A 16,301-nucleotide genomic window follows, 5' to 3' on the forward strand; every position below is an offset into this window, starting at 1 on the left:
GAGGCTTGCCATGCAGATTCCCGTGGTGCGCAACATCCTGGAGGCCAACGACCGTATCGCCCTGGAACTCAAGGATTTCTTCGGCCACAAAGGCATCCTCGTGGTCAACATCATGAGCTCGCCCGGCGCGGGCAAGACCACGCTCCTCGAACGAACCCTCGCCGAACTTGCCGGCGAGATGCGCATGGCCGTGGTCGAGGGCGACCTGCAAACCGACAACGACGCCCGCCGCGTGGCCGCGACCGGCGCCCAGGCCGTGCAGATCAATACCGAGGGCGGCTGCCACCTGACCAGTTCGCAGGTCCAGGAAGCCATCAAGAGCCTCGACCTGACCGGCCTCGACATCCTTTTTATCGAAAACGTCGGCAACCTGGTCTGCCCGGCCGAATTCGACGTGGGCGAGGATTTCAAGATCACGCTTTTAAGCGTCACCGAGGGCGACGACAAGCCCGAGAAATACCCGCTGATGTTCAATATTTCCGCAGCCCTGGTGCTCAACAAGATCGACCTGCTCCCCTATGTGGACTTCGACATGGAGCGGGCCAGCCGCCACGCCCGCGTGCTCAACGAACACATCGCCATCTTCCCGGTCTCGGCCCGCAGCGGCGAGGGACTTGCCGACTGGTACGACTGGCTGCGCGCCCGGCTCCGGGAAAAACGCGCCACGGCCTAGCCATGAGGAACGTGCGAGAGGGAAGACCCTTTAAACAAGGGTTCTTCCCTCTCACGCTCTTCCCTTCCCAAAGTCTTTATTTGGACAGTTCGCGTCCACTCGTCGTTTTCCCGATATAACGAGAAATTCCCTTTCGCTTTATAAGGTTAGAGCGGCGTCCCTGCACGGGAACGTAAAGGGGCCCTCGGAAAAGCGGCTGCGCTGAAAAATCTTCCGGAGCCCGTTGCTCCCGCTGCCCGGCCTGTCTGGCGTCCTTCCCCGGCTTCTCTCGCCCCCCCGAACGGAGTGGATAAACCAAAAGCTGTTTCACTTTCTGAAAGAGTCAAACATCCCCAGGTGTTGTCTGCGTTCCCCGGAGTGGACGGTTGAGATAAAAGCTATTTATATTGAGACGGTTAGCGATAAATCGCCATATTCCCTGATGATGGCATGGCTTTTGTAGAGTGCTGTCCGATTCCATAGTCCGCAACATATCAGGGAGAAGGTTATGGACGCTCTGTATCGCAAACTCGTGTACACACTTGCCGTCGCCTGCCTGGCGCTTGCCGCCTCGGCCACCTGGGTCATGGCCCAGACGCAAGGCTTCGCGGCCGGATCGTTCAATTTCGAACCGCGATTTGGCATCTACGGCACCACCAACCAACGGGTCAATTCCATCTACACCTACGGTGGGGCGCTCAACTACTACGTCTTCGACAACGTGGCCGTGGAAGTCGAAGGCATGGGCGTCTATGTCGACCAGAACAAACGCTTTGAGACCGCCACCGGCATCGGCTCCAAGGCTTCGCCGGCCAGCGGCATCGCCGGCAACTTCAACGCCCGGTGGCACTTCGTGGCCACTTCCCAGGCGAGCATTTTCGCCGGCGCGGGTTTCGGCGGCCTGTGGTGCGACACCCAGGTGCCCTACAACGGATTTGAAAACAGCCTGACCGAAAACGGCGAACTGGGCGCGACCTATTCCCTCACCCAGCAGCTGAGCCTCAAGGGCGCCGTCAAATACTGGCACATCGGCCAGTTCAACAACCAGGGCGTCGACGCCTTCGGCGGCACCTTCGGCCTCAACGTGAGCTTCTAGCAAGCCCCTCCAAGGCCTTTTTGCCAATGCCCCTTTCGTTAGCCGGCCGGCCGTCCAAAAGACGGCCGGCTTTTGTTTCTCCCCTTTTCATTTCGCGCCGACATCCCTATAGTTTGGGCGCGACAGGCCGAAAGGTTCCTATATGAGCAAAATTCTGGATCAGGACGAGGTCGATGCGCTGCTGCGGGGACTCTCCGGCGGCGAAATCGAGGCGGAAAACGACATCCTGGAGGACGACTCCGGGGTCGTGGTCTTCGACCTGTCCAACCAGGACCGCATCATCCGGGGCCGCATGCCGGTTCTGGAGATCATCAACGACCGCTTCGCCCGGCTCGCTTCCAACGCCATGGCCAACGCCATGCGCAAGCGCGCCGACGTCAACCCCATTTCCATCGACATGTCGAAATTCGGGGATTTCATGCGGTCGCTGCCCGTGCCCACCTCCATCAACATCTTCAAGCTCGACCCCCTGCGCGGCAACGCCATCCTCGTCGTCGACTCGCGGCTGGTCTTCGCCATGGTGGAGAGCTTTTTCGGCGGGGCCGGATCGCAGCCCAAGATCGAAGGCCGCGATTTCACCCCTATCGAGCAGGCCATCATCAACCGTGTGGTGCGCATTGCCCTGGAAAACATGGAGGAATCCTGGCAGCCCGTGCACGAGGTCCACATCGAGCTCGTGCGCAGCGAAGTCAACCCCCAGTTCGCCGCCATCGTGCCGCCAAGCGACGTGGTCATCGTGGTCACCTTCGAGGTGGAGCTCGAAAACGCCATCGGCTCGCTGATCGTCTGCCTGCCCTACGCCACCATCGAGCCCATCCGCACCAAGCTCTACGCCTCCTTCCAGACCGAACGCCTGGAAGTGGACCATGCCTGGATCGCCCGCTTCAAGGAGCGGCTCATGGAGACGCCGGTGGAGATGCTGGTGCGTTTCGGCCGGTCCCAGGTCACCGGCCGTCAGCTCCTTTCCTTGAAGCCCGGGGACATCATCATGCTCGACAACGACGTGGACGCCCTGCTCGAAGCCGAAGTCCAGGGCGTGCGCAAGTTCAGGGGCATCCCGGGGCTGGTCAAGTCCAACAAGGCCTTCCAGATCGTCAAGGAAGAGGAAATCCACGTCGAATAACCCGGATCAAACGCTGCGGCGGACCCGCCCGGCGCGTTCCCGGCCGCGTCCTTTCCCTTTGGCCCAACACCCCCGACAAGCAGCCGTGATCGCACCTTCTTTTTTCCATAATACGCCGATATACCTCGCCTAAACAAAAAATATGCCTCTCCTGTCCCATGGCCAACCGCTTTGGGCCGTGATAGGGGCCAGCCCGTGGAACCCAAACTCGCCATTCCCATTGCCGCCCAGCCCGACGACACCACCTGCGGCCCCACCTGTCTGCAGGCCATCTACCGCTATTACGGCGACGACATGGCGCTCGATTCCGTCATCCACGAAGTGAAAACCCTGCCCGGCGGCGGCACCCTGGCCGCCTATCTCGGCTGCCATGCCCTGGCCCGGGGCTACGCGGCCAGGCTCTACACCTTCGACCTGACCGTCTTCGACAGCACCTGGTTCGACGGCGCGCACGTGGATTTGGCGGCCAAGCTCAAAAAGCAGCGCCAGTATAAAAAAAGCCGGCGACTGACGTCCACGACCGAGGCCTGTCTCGAATTTCTGGAAATGGGCGGCGTCATCCGCTTCGAGGACCTGACGGCCGGGCTCATCCGCGCCATCCTCAAGCGCGACCGGCCGATTCTGGCCGGGCTTTCCGCCACCTACCTCTACCGCACCGCGCGCGAACGCGATGAAAGCGGGACTCTGGTCTACGATGACGTGCGCGGCGAGCCGGCGGGACATTTCGTGGTGATAAGCGGCTACGATACGGAGCGGCGCTCGACCCATATCGCCGATCCGCTGTTGCCCAATCCCATAAGCCAGAGCCAGTATTACGAAGTGACGCTCAACCACCTCGTGTGCGCCGTCATGCTCGGCATCATCACCTGCGACGCCAACCTGCTCGTGCTTTCCCCCAAAAAACGCGGCCGTCCCAAATGACGGCAAAGGAGCGTATCCCCCGTGTCCGTTCTGGTGGTCATCGAGAACCCCGAAGACTGTTCCCTGGTCTTTTCCGGCGTGGAGCCGGTGGCGGCCAGGACCTACCTGACCGACGAAACCTTCACCGGCCTGCGCGGTGTCAAGATCATCAATATCTGCCGTTCCTACCGCTACCAGTCCATGGGCTACTACGTGTCGCTTCTGGCTGAAGCGCGCGGCCACAAGCCCATTCCGTCCATCACCGCCATCCAGGACATGAAGTCCGTGGGGATCATCCGGGTGGCCTCGGGTGAGCTGGAAGACGTGCTGGCCAAAGCGTTGGCCGATCGCGAGCCCGGCAAGGTCAGCTTTTCCGCCTACTTCGGCAAGACACCGGAAAAGGGGCTGGAGCAGCTCGCCTCGAGACTGTTCAAGCTCTTCCCCGCGCCCTTTCTGCGGGCCGACGTCAGCTTCCAGAACGGCTGGCAGCTCCAGAATGTCTCGCCGCTTTCGGTCAAGGACATCCCGCCCGGGGAACGCGATTTCGCCGAATCCGTGTCCACGGAGTACTTCGCCGGCAAAAAGCTCATCATCCCCAAACGCCCGGTCTCCCGCTACGACCTGGCCATCCTGCACGATCCCGAGGAGGCCCGTCCCCCTTCGAGCGCCCGGGCCATCAAGCGTTTCGTCAAGGCGGCCGAAACGCTCGGCGTCGGGGTGGAGCTCATCACCAAGGACGACTCCAACCGCCTGTCGGAATTCGACGCCCTGTTCATCCGCGAGACGACCAACGTCGACCACCACACCTACCGCATGGCGCGAAAGGCCGTGGCCGAGGGGCTCGTGGTCATCGACGACCCGGAATCCATCCTGCGCTGCTCCAACAAGGTCTACCTGGCCGAGGTGCTGGCCCGGCACAAGATTCCGGCCCCGCGCACGGTCATCGCCCATTGCAAGAATTTGGACCACATCCTGGAGGAGCTTTCCCTGCCCTGCGTGCTCAAGCAGCCGGACAGCGCCTTTTCCCAGGGCGTGGTGCTGGTCCGGGAATCCGACGTCTTGATGGCCGAGGCCAGACGGTTTCTCAGCAAATCCGATCTGGTCATCGCCCAGGAATACCTGCCCTCGGATTTCGACTGGCGCATCGGCATCCTTGACAGGCGCCCCCTTTTCGCCTGCAAGTACTTCATGGCTTCCGGCCACTGGCAAATCTTGCGTAAGGGCAAAAGCGGCAAGGATATTTACGGCCGGGTGGAAACCCTGCCCGTGGGCAAGGTGCCCAGAAAGGTCATCTCCGCCGCGCTCAAGGCCGCCGACGCCATCGGCGACGGACTCTACGGCGTGGACCTCAAGCAGGTCGGGGACAAGGTGTACGTCATCGAGGTCAACGACAACCCCAACATCGACGCCGGGTACGAGGACGAGGTGCTCCAGGACGAACTGTATCTGCGAGTGGTGGAAGTCTTTCTCAAGCGCATCGAACTCCGAAAAACCGGGAGCCTCAACATATGAGCCGGGCCAAACCTCTTTTTTCCGCCTACGGGATCGAAATCGAATACATGATCGTGGACCGCGAGACGCTTGCCGTGCTGCCCGTGGCCGACAAGCTGCTCGCCGCCGCCGCCAAGAAGGAAAACGCCTCGGATGTGGAGAGGGGCGAGATCACCTGGTCCAACGAGCTGGTCAACCACGTGCTCGAAATGAAGGTGTCAAAGCCCGCCAAAAGCCTTTCCGGGCTCGCCGCCGCCTTTGCCGAAAACATCGCCGCGGCCGACGCCCTGCTCGCGCCCATGGGGGGGCGGCTTATGCCCACGGGCGCGCATCCCTTCATGGACCCGCATACGGAAACGCAACTTTGGCCCCATGCCTACAGCGACGTCTACCAGGCCTTCGACGCCGCCTTCAATTGCAAGGGGCACGGCTGGGCGAACCTGCAGAGCATGCACATCAACCTGCCCTTTCGCGGCGACGAGGAGTTCGGCCGGCTCCACGCCGCCATCCGCGCGCTCCTGCCCATCATGCCTGCCCTGGCCGCTTCCACGCCCATCCTGGACGGACATTTCACCGGATTTCTCGACGCCCGCATGGAGCACTACTCCAAAAACGCCGCCCGCGTGCCCTCGGTCATGGGCGTGGTCATTCCCGAGCCGGTCTTTTCCGAACAGGAATACCGCGACAGGATCCTGGCCCCCATGTACCGCGACATCGCACCGCTGGATCCCAAGGGCGTGTTGCACGACGAATTCTTAAACGCCCGGGGGGCCATCGCCCGCTTCAAGCGCTCGACCATCGAAATCCGGATCCTCGACACCCAGGAATGCCCGGCCGCCGACCTGGCTTTGGCCGGTGTGGTCGTTTCCGCGCTCAAGGGGCTGGTGGAGGAACGCTGGTCCAGCTACGAGGAGCAAAAAGCCCTTTCCACCCACGACCTCGCGGCCATCTTCAACCAGACCATCGCCAATGCCGGCCGCACCGTGGTGCCCGAGGAATACGCCCGGCTGTTCGGGGTTTACGCTCCGTCGAGCATTCCGGCCCGCGTCATCTGGCGGCGTCTGGCGCTGAACACGCTTCCGGCCATGGATTTCGACCCGGATTGGGAAAAGCCGCTGGCCGTGCTCGTCGACCAATCGAGCCTGGCCCGACGCATCCTGGCCGCCGTGGACGGCGACTACCGGCATCCCGCGATCAAGCGGACGTACGGGGAGCTGTGCGACTGTCTGGCCGCCAACACACCCTTCAATGCCGGCATCCTGGGCGCTCCTTATTTCCTGTGAGCACGGCGGCAACGCCGTGCCGCCGGAGTATGCGCCGCTTTTCGCGCATTGGCGGGACCTGCTCGTCTCCCACCGGGGCTTCGACGCCGGGGCGCTGGTCACGGCGGGCGCCCTGGCCGCCGCTTGCGACGCGCCGCTTTTCGCGGCCACCACCAGCCGGCTGGTGGTGGACCTCAACCGCTCGGTCGGCCACCCCGGACTTTTTTCCGAGATCACCAAGCCCCTGCCCGCCGCAGTCAAAAAAAACATCCTGGCCGCGCACTACCGGCCCCATCGGGAGGCGGTGACCGCGGCCGTGGCCGGGCTGCGCGCGCAGGGGAAAACCGTGCTCCACATCGCCAGCCACAGCTTCACCCCGCGTCTGGCCGGCGTGACGCGGCACTGCGACGTGGCCTTTCTCTACGATCCCAAGAGGCCGGTCGAAAAGACCTTTTGCCTGAACTGGCGGCGCAAGCTGGCCCTTCTTGCCCCCAACCTTCTCCTGCGCCGAAACTACCCGTACCGAGGCGCGGCGGACGGCCTGACCACGGCGCTTCGCCGCCGCTTCGGCGAAGGCTATCTGGGCGTGGAGCTGGAGGTGAACCAGCGCTTTGTCCAGGCCGGCGAGGCCGATCTGGCCGCGCTCAATGATCGCCTTGTCGCGGCGCTGGGTCAGGCGCTGGCACGAACGCCCCTCACGCCGTAGTCCGGGAGGGCCGGCCGCGCCGGCTTGTTGCGCGTACGCCGGCCTGCTATCCTCGCCGCCATGTCCCATATCCGATCCCGATCCGGCCGCCATGCGGCCCTGCTCCTGGCGCTTGTGGGCGTGCTTTTGTTGTGCGCCGCTTCACCGCTTGCCGCCAAGTCCCGGCCGGATTTCACCGTGGCCAACCTGCCGACCCGGCTGGCCCGGGTCGGGGACGGCGTCATCGCCTACAAGACCATAGGCAGCGGGCCGCCGCTGCTCCTTTTGACCGGCTACGCCTGTTCCATGGACAGCTGGGACGGGACCCTCGTTGGCGATCTGGCCGCCGGACGACGGCTGATCCTGTGCGATTACCCGGGCGTCGGGCGCTCCACCGCCCTGGCCGCGCCGCTCACCCTGCGCGGTCTGGCCGACGTTGCCGCCGGACTCCTCACCGCCCTGGCCATCCCCAAGGCGGATGTCCTCGGCTGGTCCATGGGCGCGGTCGCCGCCCTGGAGCTGGCCCTTGCCCACCCGGGCCGCGTGGGCAAAGTGGCCTGCCTCGGCGCGGCCTTTTCCCCGGAGACGGTGGTAAAATCGGTTGCGCGCCTAAGCGCCATGACGCCCGAGGCCTTTCGGGACAGCCTTTTTCCCCAATCCTGGCGGGACGCACATCCCGAAGCGTTTTCCCGCCTGCCCCGCCAAACAACCCCGATTCCGGCCGCGACCCTGGCCGGGGAGCGCCAGGCCCTGGCGTCCTGGCCCGGATTCGCCGGCCGGCTGCGAAGCCTCGAAACGCCGGTATTGCTGGTGGTGGGCGACGAGGACTGGGTCACGCCGCCCGGGGAAAGCGCCGCCCTGGCCCGGCAACTTCCCCGCGGCCGCCTCGTGCGCATGAAAAACGCCGGGCACTGGCTCCAATACCAGGACCCGGCGGAACTGGCCCGGCTTATCGGCTGGTTCCTCAAAGGACGCCCGGCCGCCCCTTGACGCCGGCCAGCTTCCCAAGCCATTTTCAGGCCATGTCTCCCAGCCCGACGCCGTCCCCGACGCCGCTTCCCGCCATCAAGCTCAACAGCGTGCGGCTGCGCACCTGGCAGGCGCTTTTCGTCGTCCCGCCGCGAAGCGACATCGCCTGGAACGAGGTCATCGCGCTGATACGGGCCTTCGGCGGCCAGGAGCTGCACCACCGCCAGAAAACCGCCGGTTCGCGCGTCCGTTTCCTGCTCGGCGGGGTCAAGGGCTTTTTCCACCGCCCCCATCCCGAAAACGTGCTCGGCAAGGGCTGCGCCGCCGATGTCCGGGAATTCCTCATCCGGGCCGGCATGGCCGCGCAAGATCAGGAGACCGCATGATGGCCGACGACGCCTGCTATACGATCTACAAGGGCTATTGTCTGGAATGCGCCGAGGAAGACGGCGAACTGCACGGCCGCATCGCCGGCATCCGCGACGTGGTGACCTTTCACGGCGAAACCCCGGAAGCGCTCATGGACGCCTTCAGGGAGGCCGTGGACGATTATCTGGAAGTCTGCGGCGAAGCCTGCCTATCGCCTGATGCCGCCGCGCCCTGACGTCTTGTCCCCGCGCCGATCCGCTTCATTATCCCGGCAAAATCACCGCCAGACACGCTCCGGCGTTTTCAGACGGTGCGGAAGTTTCGCCCGGTCAACCAGCGGGTTCGCACCATTGCTCACCGTCATCCCTTCCTGTATTGACATCGATTTTCATTTTCAATATCAGACAAGTGTCCCGGCCATCTCCCCGGCGGTCATGCCCGGCGCGCCGGCGGTTCGGAAGTCCGCGCCGGACCGTCTGCCCGTCCCTGCACCCGGACGGAGGCCGGCCGGGACAATCTCTCTTTCCGGAGGCTTGCCCCAGTGATCCCTTCCCAGATCGCCACCGCCCTTGAAACCCTCTTTCCCATCCGTCAGCCAGCATTCCTCTGGGGACCGCCGGGCGTCGGCAAAAGCCGGATCGTGGCCCAGACCGCCGCCCGGCTGGACCTGCCCCTAACCGACATCAGGGCCGTGCTCCTCGATCCCGTGGACCTGCGCGGCCTGCCCCATATCGGCGATGACGGCCGCACCCACTGGCGCGCGCCGGCCTTTCTGCCGCGCGAGGGTCGCGGCGTACTCTTTCTCGACGAACTCAACGCCGCCCCGCCCCTGGTCCAGGCCGCCTGCTACCAGCTCATCCTGGACCGCTCTCTCGGCGAATACCGCCTGCCGGACGGCTGGACCGTCATCGCCGCCGGCAACCGCGATCAGGACCGGGCCGTCACCCACCGCATGCCCACGGCCCTGGCCAACCGCTTCGTGCATCTGGACGTCGCGCCGGATCTCGACGACTGGGTAACCTGGGCCAAAACGGCAGACATTGCTCCCGAGGTCGTCGCTTTTTTGCGCTTTCGCCCAAGCCTGCTCCACGATTTCGATCCTTCCCGGGAAACACGCTCGTTCCCCTCGCCACGCTCCTGGGAATTTGTCTCGAACATGCTGGGGGCCACACGCGACGGACGGATTTGTCGGGAGCTTTTCGCCGGCGCCATCGGCGAGGGCGCTGCGGTGGAATTCGCGGGATTCCTTTCCCTGTGGCGAAAACTGCCGGACACCGACGCCGTGCTGGCCGCGCCGGACGACGCGCCGGCCCCGTCCGAACCAGCGGCGGTCTATGCCATCTGCGAGGCGCTGGGACGTCGGGCCACACCCGAAACCATGCCGGCGCTCACCCGCTACGCCGCCCGGCTGCCGATGGAATTCGGCGTGCTGCTCATGCGCGACGCGGTGCGCGCCGATAGCGCCACAGCCCGTACCGAGGCCTTCGCCGCCTGGGCCCGGGACAACGCCGAGGTATTCGCATGAACGGCCCGGACCCGGTATCGCGCGCGATCGCCAGAGCCAGGATGGAGCTCGTGCTCGGCCATCCCTTTTTCGGGGCCATGGTCCTCCAGCTCCTCATGCGCGAGGATACGGACTGCCCCGACCTTTGGACCGACGGCGTGACGCTCGGCTACAACCCCAACACGTTGGCCGGCTGCGACGAGGAGGAAATCGCGGCCATGCTCGCCCACGAGGTGCTGCATCTGGCCTGCGAACATCATCTGCGACGCGGCCGCCGCGATCCGGGCCTGTGGAACAAGGCCTGCGACTTGGCCATAAACGGCTTGCTCGTGGAGTCCGGCTTCACCCTTCCCCGGGGCTATGCCTTCGATGCGGCCCATGCCGGCCGCCCCGCTGAAGCCATCTACGCCACACTTTCCGGCGAGATGGAGGAACGCCCTGGCGGTAAAGGCGACCAAGGGGGCAAGAAAAAGGATGCTTCGGCCGAAGATGCCGACGGCGGTGGCCAGGGAGATACGCCCTTTGCCGGGCCAAACCGCCTGCGCCAGGCCGAAGCCGGAAACGCCAAGGATACGGCCGCCCGGAAAAAACGCCAATCCGCCTCGGGTCCCAAGGACGGGCGGGACAAACGCCCCGACGGCAAGCCGACGCAAAGCGTCGGCGAGGTGCGAGACCACCCGGGACTGCGCGGCGAACCGAGCGAAAGCGCGCGGCGCGAACTGACCGCCGCCCTGCGCCAGGATGTCGCCCAATCGCTTCGCGCCGCCGCCGACATGGGAAACCTCTCGGCCCATCTGGCCCGGGTACTGGGCGATCTGGCCCGGCCCAAGCTCCCCTGGGGCCTCATCCTGCGCCGGTTCGTCATGGCCCGGGCGGTCAACGACTACACCTGGTCCCCGCCCAACCGCCGCCACATCCATGCCGGGCTGTACCTGCCCTCGCCGCGGAGCCAGACGCTCGGCGACGTGGTGCTGGCCATCGACACGTCCGGATCCGTCGGCGATGCGCTCCTGGCCGCCTTTTGCGCCGAGCTGGCCGCCATTTTGGACGCCTGCGACGCCCGGCTCCTGGTCTATTTCTGCGACGCCGCCGCCCACGGCCCCCAGGTTTTCACCCGGCACGATCCTCCGCCGCTCCTTGCCCCCAAGGGCGGCGGGGGCACGGATTACCGGCCGGTATTCGCCAAGGTCGCGGGGGAAGGGCTGCGGCCGGCCTGCCTTGTCTACCTGACGGATTTCGAATGCGACCGCTTTCCCGAGGAGCCGGCCTATCCGGTGCTGTGGGCGGTGCCGGAAACGGCAACGCGCCGCCCCCCATTCGGCGAAGTTCTCAAACTGCCCCGTTAAGGAGGAAGCAGTTTATGCGCATCACCTGGTATATCGAAAAAAAGCGCGGCAACCTGCGTCCCAAACTGACCTATTCCGTGGTGCTCGAAGGCTACGAAAAGGAACTGGCCCTGCCCTACGTACGGATCACCTCCACCATCCCCGAACCGCCGTCATCGTGGCAGCCCCATTGCCATCCCGGCGAGTTCGAGCGAAGCGGCGCACCCGCCGCCGGCTGCTACGAACTGGCCACGCCAAGCCATCTCATGCGCAACGGATCGGGGCAGACCCTGCGGCTGCCCTGGCGGGAGGACAATGCCTACCCCGAAGTGGACGCGTCGTTTCAGGCCTTGCGGGAAGCTTTCGAGGAGGCCCTGGCCACGGCCCATGCCAGCGAGCCCATGGACGAACGGGGGGAACTGGTCGTCTCGCCGGCGCTCAAACGCGACATGGCCCCGGCCATCATGGCCGACCGCCTGCTGCGTCTCGCCAAGTGAGGGAGGAAAAGCCCGGGGGGAAACTTTTCTGAAGAAAAGTTTCCCCCCGGGCCCCCTTTCAAAAGACTTTAGTGGTGACGGGATGTTATACGTCACCCATTCGTATAGCTATAAAATTTAGGAAAGGGAGAGCGCGAGAGGGGAGAACCCTTTTTAAAGGGTTTCCCCTCTCGCACTTTCTTCCTCTTCCTCAACTTCTTAGCTGTTTATAATAAGTAATGAGCGCGTTGGTGGAGCAGTCGTGGGAGGCGACCGAGGCGTTGTTCTCGAGTTCCTTGAGGATGGTGCCGGCCAGCACCTTGCCCAGTTCCACGCCCATCTGGTCGTAGGAATTGATGTCCCAGATGGTGCCCTGGGTGAAGATCTTGTGCTCGTAGAGCGCGATGAGGGTGCCGAGGGTCTTGGGATCGAGGGTCTTGTAGAGAAACGAGTTGGTCGGCCGGTTGCCGGAAAAGGACTTGGCCCGGGAAAGCAGGGCGAGGCGATCGGTGTCGTAGCCCTTGTCGGCCAGTTCCGCTTTGGCCTCCTCCTCGGTCTTGCCGCGCATGAGCGCCTCGGTCTGGGCGAAGAAGTTCGACAGCAGCATGTCCTGGTGCCGGCCGAGCGGATTGTGGCTGACGGCGGCGGCCAGGAAGTCGCAGGGGATGAGCTTCGTGCCCTGGTGGATGAGCTGGTAAAAGGCATGCTGGCCGTTGGTGCCGGGCTCGCCCCAGATGATCGGGCCGGTGGAGTACGGAACGTAACGGCCGTCGGCGGCCACGGATTTGCCGTCGCTTTCCATGTCGCCCTGCTGAAAATAGGCGGCAAACCGGGTCAGATACTGGTCATAGGGCAAAATGGCCTGGGTCTGGGCGCCAAAGAAGTTGTTGTACCAGATCCCGACAAGTCCCATGACGACCGGAATGTTTTTTTCCAGCGGCGTGTTGCGGAAATGCTCGTCCGCGACGAACGCCCCTTCCAGCATGGCCTCGTAGTTGTCGAACCCCACGGCCAGGGCGATGGACAGGCCAATGGCCGACCACAGCGAATAGCGCCCGCCGACCCAGTCCCAGAAAGCGAACATGTTGGCCGTGTCGATGCCGAATTTGGCCACGGCCTCGGCGTTGGTGGAAAGGGCCACGAAATGCTTGGCCACGGCCGCCTCGTCCCCCGCCGCCGCCAGGAACCAGTCCCGGGCCGTGTGGGCGTTGGCCATGGTCTCCAGGGTCGTGAAGGTCTTGGAGGCGATGATAAAAAGCGTGGTCTCGGGCGAGACGCGCTTGAAGGTCTCGGCCAGATGCGTGCCGTCCACGTTGGACACGAAATGGGCGGTGATGCCGGGCACGGCGTAATGGGCCAGGGCCAGCGTCGCCATCTGCGGGCCCAGGTCCGAGCCGCCGATGCCGATATTGACCACGTCGGTGATCTTTTTCCCGGTGTAGCCCGTCCAGGCTCCGGAGTGCACCTTGGCGCAAAAATCGCGCATCTGCTCAAGGACCCGGTTCACCTCGGGCATGACGTCCGCGCCGTCGACCAGGATCGGCCGATTGGCCCTGTTGCGAAGGGCCACGTGCAGCACGGCCCGGTCTTCGGTGCGGTTGATCTTCTCGCCGGAAAACATGGCGTCGCGCCGCGCTTCGACCCCTGCCTGCCGGGCCAGGTCGAAAAGCAGCGCCATGGTTTCCGCCGTGATCCTGTTCTTGGAATAGTCGAACAGGATATCCCCCAGGCGCAACGAGAACTTGGCGAACCGATCGGGATCGGCGGCAAAAAGGTCCCGCATGTGCAGGTCATGGATCGCGGCGTGGTGTCTGACCAGAGCCGCATGGGCGGGCAATTCGGTCATAAGCGGCATGGCGAAAGCTCCTTGGGACGAATACGTCGGTTAACGGGCCGCCATCCTGGCCGCGTGCGGGTGCAGCAGCCGGTTGACACGGCCCAGAAAACGCTTGTGATGCGGTCGCTCCAGAGCCAGATGCTCGTAAACCACGAGTTTGGCCCAATCCTCGATGAAAAGCCAGACAAGGCAGTATCCCCAGATAAGGCCCACGTATTCCCAGGGCACGGCGGCCACGAACCAACCGAGGCCCACGCAGGCCGTGGCCAACGCCTTGGTGGCCACGGCCGACCAGATCATGGCCGGCGCGGGATAGGGCGAGGCCCAGAAAGGCTTTCGCGTGCGGGCGACGAACAGGGTCAGGTGTCCGGCCACGGCGAGCTTCAAAAAGACGAAGGACTGGATCTGGGCCAGATCGAGTTTGAGGTAGGTCTTGGCAAGAATGAGCAGACCGAAGGTCTCGATGACGCCGATGGTGCCGAGCACCGTGGAAAGCGTCAGCACCCGGCGCATGTCCCAGCGCACCGGATTGGGGTCGAGATAAGTGTTGTCGTAGGCGATGGTCATGATCGGCACGTCGTTTAACAGCGCCAGCAGGATGATCATGACCGCGGTGATGGGATAGAAGTTGTAGACCAGGATGGCCAGCACCACGAAGAACATGATGCGGATGGTCTCGGTGATGCGGTAGATGGCGTAGGAATTCATGCGCTCGAAGATGCGCCGGGCGTATTCCACGGCCGAGACGATGACGGAAAGCCCGGGCGCGGTCAGCACCAGATCGGCGGCGGCCCGGGCGGCGTCGGTGGCTCCGGACACGGCGATGCCGACGTCGGCCTGCTTGAGGGCCGGGGCGTCGTTGACGCCGTCGCCGGTCATGCCGACCAGATGCCCGCGGTCCTGCAAGGCGCGCACGATGCCGTACTTGTGCTCGGGAAAGACCTGGGCGAAACCGTCGGCCTCCTCGATGCGCCGTTCGACATCGCCCGGCAAGCGCGAGACGTCGGCATCGGCGGCGAAAAACTCCCCGGCCGGGATCATATTGACGCCGAGCCCGAGCTGACGGGAAATTTCCCGGCCGATGGCCGTGTTGTCGCCGGTGACCATCTTGACGGCGATGCCGTGCTCCTTGGCCTTGGCGATGGTGGTCGCCGAATCCTCGCGCGGCGGATCGGACAGCGGCAGGATGCCGGAAAAGGTCCAGCCCCCCTCCCCGTCCTTGCGGGCCACGCCCAGGGTCCGCGACCCCTTGGCGGCAAGTGCTTCGATGGCGGCGTCGGCCTTGGCCGCGTCGTCCTTGGACAGGGCGCAAAGGCCCATGACCACCTGGGGCGCGCCCTTGGTCACGGCAAACGTCGCGCCCGAGGCGTCGGCGACGGTGGCCTCGGTGCGCTTGCCCACCGGATCGAAGGGGGTAAACGCCGTCTGCTTGTAGGCGTCGAGGGACTTGGGATCGGCCAGGGAGTGGATGATGGCCAGGTCGATGACGTCGTTGTCCTCGGCCTTGGAGGCCAGCGCCCCGGTCAGGATCAGGTCGGCGGCGTCCTTGGCGGCGAACACCAGCGGTTCGCCGAGGGTCAGCTTGTTCTGGGTGAGCGTCCCGGTCTTGTCCGAGCACAGGATGTCCATGCCGGCCATTTCCTCGATGGCCTCAAGGCGCGAGACGATGGCCTTGAGCCGGGAAAGCGCCAGCGCGCCCACGGCCATGGTCACGGAGAGCACCGCCGGCATGGCCACCGGAATGGCGGCCACGGTCAAAATAAGGGCGAACTGGACCAGATCCAGCACCTTCTCGCCCCGGTCGAGGCCGACCAGGATGAGGACCGCGACCAGGGCCAGGGTCAGGTAAATCAGATAGTCGCCGATGGTCATGACGGCTTTCTGGAAATGGGACACCGAACCGGCGCTGGAGACGAGCTTGGCCGTCTTGCCGAAAAAGGTGTTGGCCCCGGTGGCCGTGACCACGGCCGTCATCTCGCCCTGCTTGGCCACGGACCCGGAATAGACCGTATCCCCCACCTTCTTGGTCACGGGCAGGGATTCGCCGGTCAGGGCCGCCTGATCGACGCTCAAGTAATCGCCGGACAGACAGCAGGCGTCGGCCGGCACCACGTCGCCCAGGCGCAGGCGGATGACGTCGCCCGGCACGAGCGTGTCGGCCGCGATCTGGACAAGCTTGCCGTCGCGGTAGGCCCGGGCCATGAGCGCCAGCTGGTTTTTCAGCGCGGCCAGGGCGCCCGCCGCCTTGTGCTCCTCGAAAAAGCCGATGGCCGCGTTGAAGATGAGCAACACCAAAATGATGGTCAGGTCGGCCCAGTGCTTGACCACGGCCGACAGCACCGCCGCCGCCTCGATCATCCAGGGGATGGGGCCCCAGAAATAGCTGAGCAGGCGCAGAAGCGGGTTGACCTTTTTCTCCGGCAGGGCGTTGGGGCCGTACTTGGCCAGACGGTTGGACGCCTCGTCGGCGCTCAGGCCGGCCGGGGTGGTTTCCATTTCCTTGAGGATGTCGTCGACGTTTGTTTGGGGGGATGTGGCAGTGGTATCGGCCATGGAGGACCTCCTTGGACAAAATGACGGGGGGAATAACGCGACGGTATCGATCCGCTAGC

The 16,301-nt window shown here is 64.5% G+C and carries 15 protein-coding genes; 13 read left to right on the forward strand and 2 right to left on the reverse strand.

From position 1 onward, the window contains the following. Positions 1–10: 10 nt before the first annotated feature. The 13 genes from hypB to DESFRDRAFT_RS13985 all read left to right on the forward strand — a co-directional run bounded on the left by hypB (position 11) and on the right by DESFRDRAFT_RS13985 (position 11,873). The gene (gene hypB, locus DESFRDRAFT_RS13925; protein WP_005994916.1) at positions 11–673 is read left to right on the forward strand and encodes a hydrogenase nickel incorporation protein HypB; all 663 of its coding nucleotides are present in this window, start codon (positions 11–13) and stop codon (positions 671–673) included. Between the two features lie 487 nt (positions 674–1,160). Next, positions 1,161–1,748, forward strand: coding sequence for a hypothetical protein (locus DESFRDRAFT_RS13930; protein ID WP_005994918.1), 588 nt, complete (start codon positions 1,161–1,163; stop codon positions 1,746–1,748). Positions 1,749–1,890: 142 nt separating this feature from the next. Then, positions 1,891–2,871, forward strand: a complete 981-nt coding sequence (gene fliM, locus DESFRDRAFT_RS13935) for a flagellar motor switch protein FliM (protein WP_005994920.1) — start codon at positions 1,891–1,893, stop codon at positions 2,869–2,871. Positions 2,872–3,066: 195 nt separating this feature from the next. Then, on the forward strand, positions 3,067–3,792 hold the full coding sequence (locus DESFRDRAFT_RS13940) for a C39 family peptidase (RefSeq protein WP_005994921.1): 726 nt from the start codon (positions 3,067–3,069) through the stop codon (positions 3,790–3,792). 21 nt (positions 3,793–3,813) lie between these two features. Continuing rightward, entirely contained in the window at positions 3,814–5,283 is a 1,470-nt protein-coding gene (locus tag DESFRDRAFT_RS13945) for a RimK family protein (RefSeq protein WP_005994922.1), read from the forward strand. Further along, entirely contained in the window at positions 5,280–6,545 is a 1,266-nt protein-coding gene (locus DESFRDRAFT_RS13950; RefSeq protein ID WP_005994923.1) for a carboxylate-amine ligase, read from the forward strand. Before DESFRDRAFT_RS13945 ends, DESFRDRAFT_RS13950 begins: the two co-directional genes overlap by 4 nt. Then, a complete protein-coding gene (locus DESFRDRAFT_RS13955; RefSeq protein ID WP_043794947.1) occupies positions 6,511–7,230 on the forward strand; it encodes an N-formylglutamate amidohydrolase in 720 nt (239 codons plus the stop codon). The genes DESFRDRAFT_RS13950 and DESFRDRAFT_RS13955 overlap by 35 nt, the downstream gene beginning before the upstream one ends. 24 nt (positions 7,231–7,254) lie before the next feature. Further along, positions 7,255–8,199, forward strand: a complete 945-nt coding sequence (locus DESFRDRAFT_RS13960; protein WP_144005044.1) for an alpha/beta fold hydrolase — start codon at positions 7,255–7,257, stop codon at positions 8,197–8,199. Further along, the gene (locus DESFRDRAFT_RS13965; RefSeq protein ID WP_233489617.1) at positions 8,196–8,564 is read left to right on the forward strand and encodes a type II toxin-antitoxin system HicA family toxin; all 369 of its coding nucleotides are present in this window, start codon (positions 8,196–8,198) and stop codon (positions 8,562–8,564) included. The genes DESFRDRAFT_RS13960 and DESFRDRAFT_RS13965 overlap by 4 nt, the downstream gene beginning before the upstream one ends. Continuing rightward, complete coding sequence (locus DESFRDRAFT_RS13970; RefSeq protein ID WP_005994931.1) at positions 8,561–8,782, forward strand: hypothetical protein; 222 nt, start codon at positions 8,561–8,563, stop codon at positions 8,780–8,782. The genes DESFRDRAFT_RS13965 and DESFRDRAFT_RS13970 overlap by 4 nt, the downstream gene beginning before the upstream one ends. 306 nt (positions 8,783–9,088) lie before the next feature. After that, positions 9,089–10,072 (forward strand): ATP-binding protein, encoded by a 984-nt coding sequence (locus DESFRDRAFT_RS13975; protein WP_005994933.1) that lies wholly within the window; start codon positions 9,089–9,091, stop codon positions 10,070–10,072. Then, a complete protein-coding gene (locus tag DESFRDRAFT_RS13980) occupies positions 10,069–11,397 on the forward strand; it encodes a vWA domain-containing protein (RefSeq protein WP_005994935.1) in 1,329 nt (442 codons plus the stop codon). The genes DESFRDRAFT_RS13975 and DESFRDRAFT_RS13980 overlap by 4 nt, the downstream gene beginning before the upstream one ends. 14 nt (positions 11,398–11,411) lie before the next feature. Then, positions 11,412–11,873, forward strand: a complete 462-nt coding sequence (locus DESFRDRAFT_RS13985; RefSeq protein ID WP_005994937.1) for a hypothetical protein — start codon at positions 11,412–11,414, stop codon at positions 11,871–11,873. A 190-nt stretch (positions 11,874–12,063) separates the two neighbouring features. Here DESFRDRAFT_RS13985 and pgi read toward each other — a convergent pair whose 3' ends face one another. Both pgi and DESFRDRAFT_RS13995 read right to left on the reverse strand, forming a co-directional pair. Then, positions 12,064–13,707 (reverse strand): glucose-6-phosphate isomerase, encoded by a 1,644-nt coding sequence (pgi, locus tag DESFRDRAFT_RS13990; RefSeq protein ID WP_005994940.1) that lies wholly within the window; start codon positions 13,705–13,707, stop codon positions 12,064–12,066. 30 nt (positions 13,708–13,737) lie between these two features. Then, positions 13,738–16,242, reverse strand: a complete 2,505-nt coding sequence (locus tag DESFRDRAFT_RS13995) for a plasma-membrane proton-efflux P-type ATPase (protein WP_005994942.1) — start codon at positions 16,240–16,242, stop codon at positions 13,738–13,740. Positions 16,243–16,301: the final 59 nt, after the last annotated feature.

It is taken from the genome of Solidesulfovibrio fructosivorans JJ] (genome assembly GCF_000179555.1).
Lineage (GTDB): Bacteria > Desulfobacterota > Desulfovibrionia > Desulfovibrionales > Desulfovibrionaceae > Solidesulfovibrio > Solidesulfovibrio fructosivorans.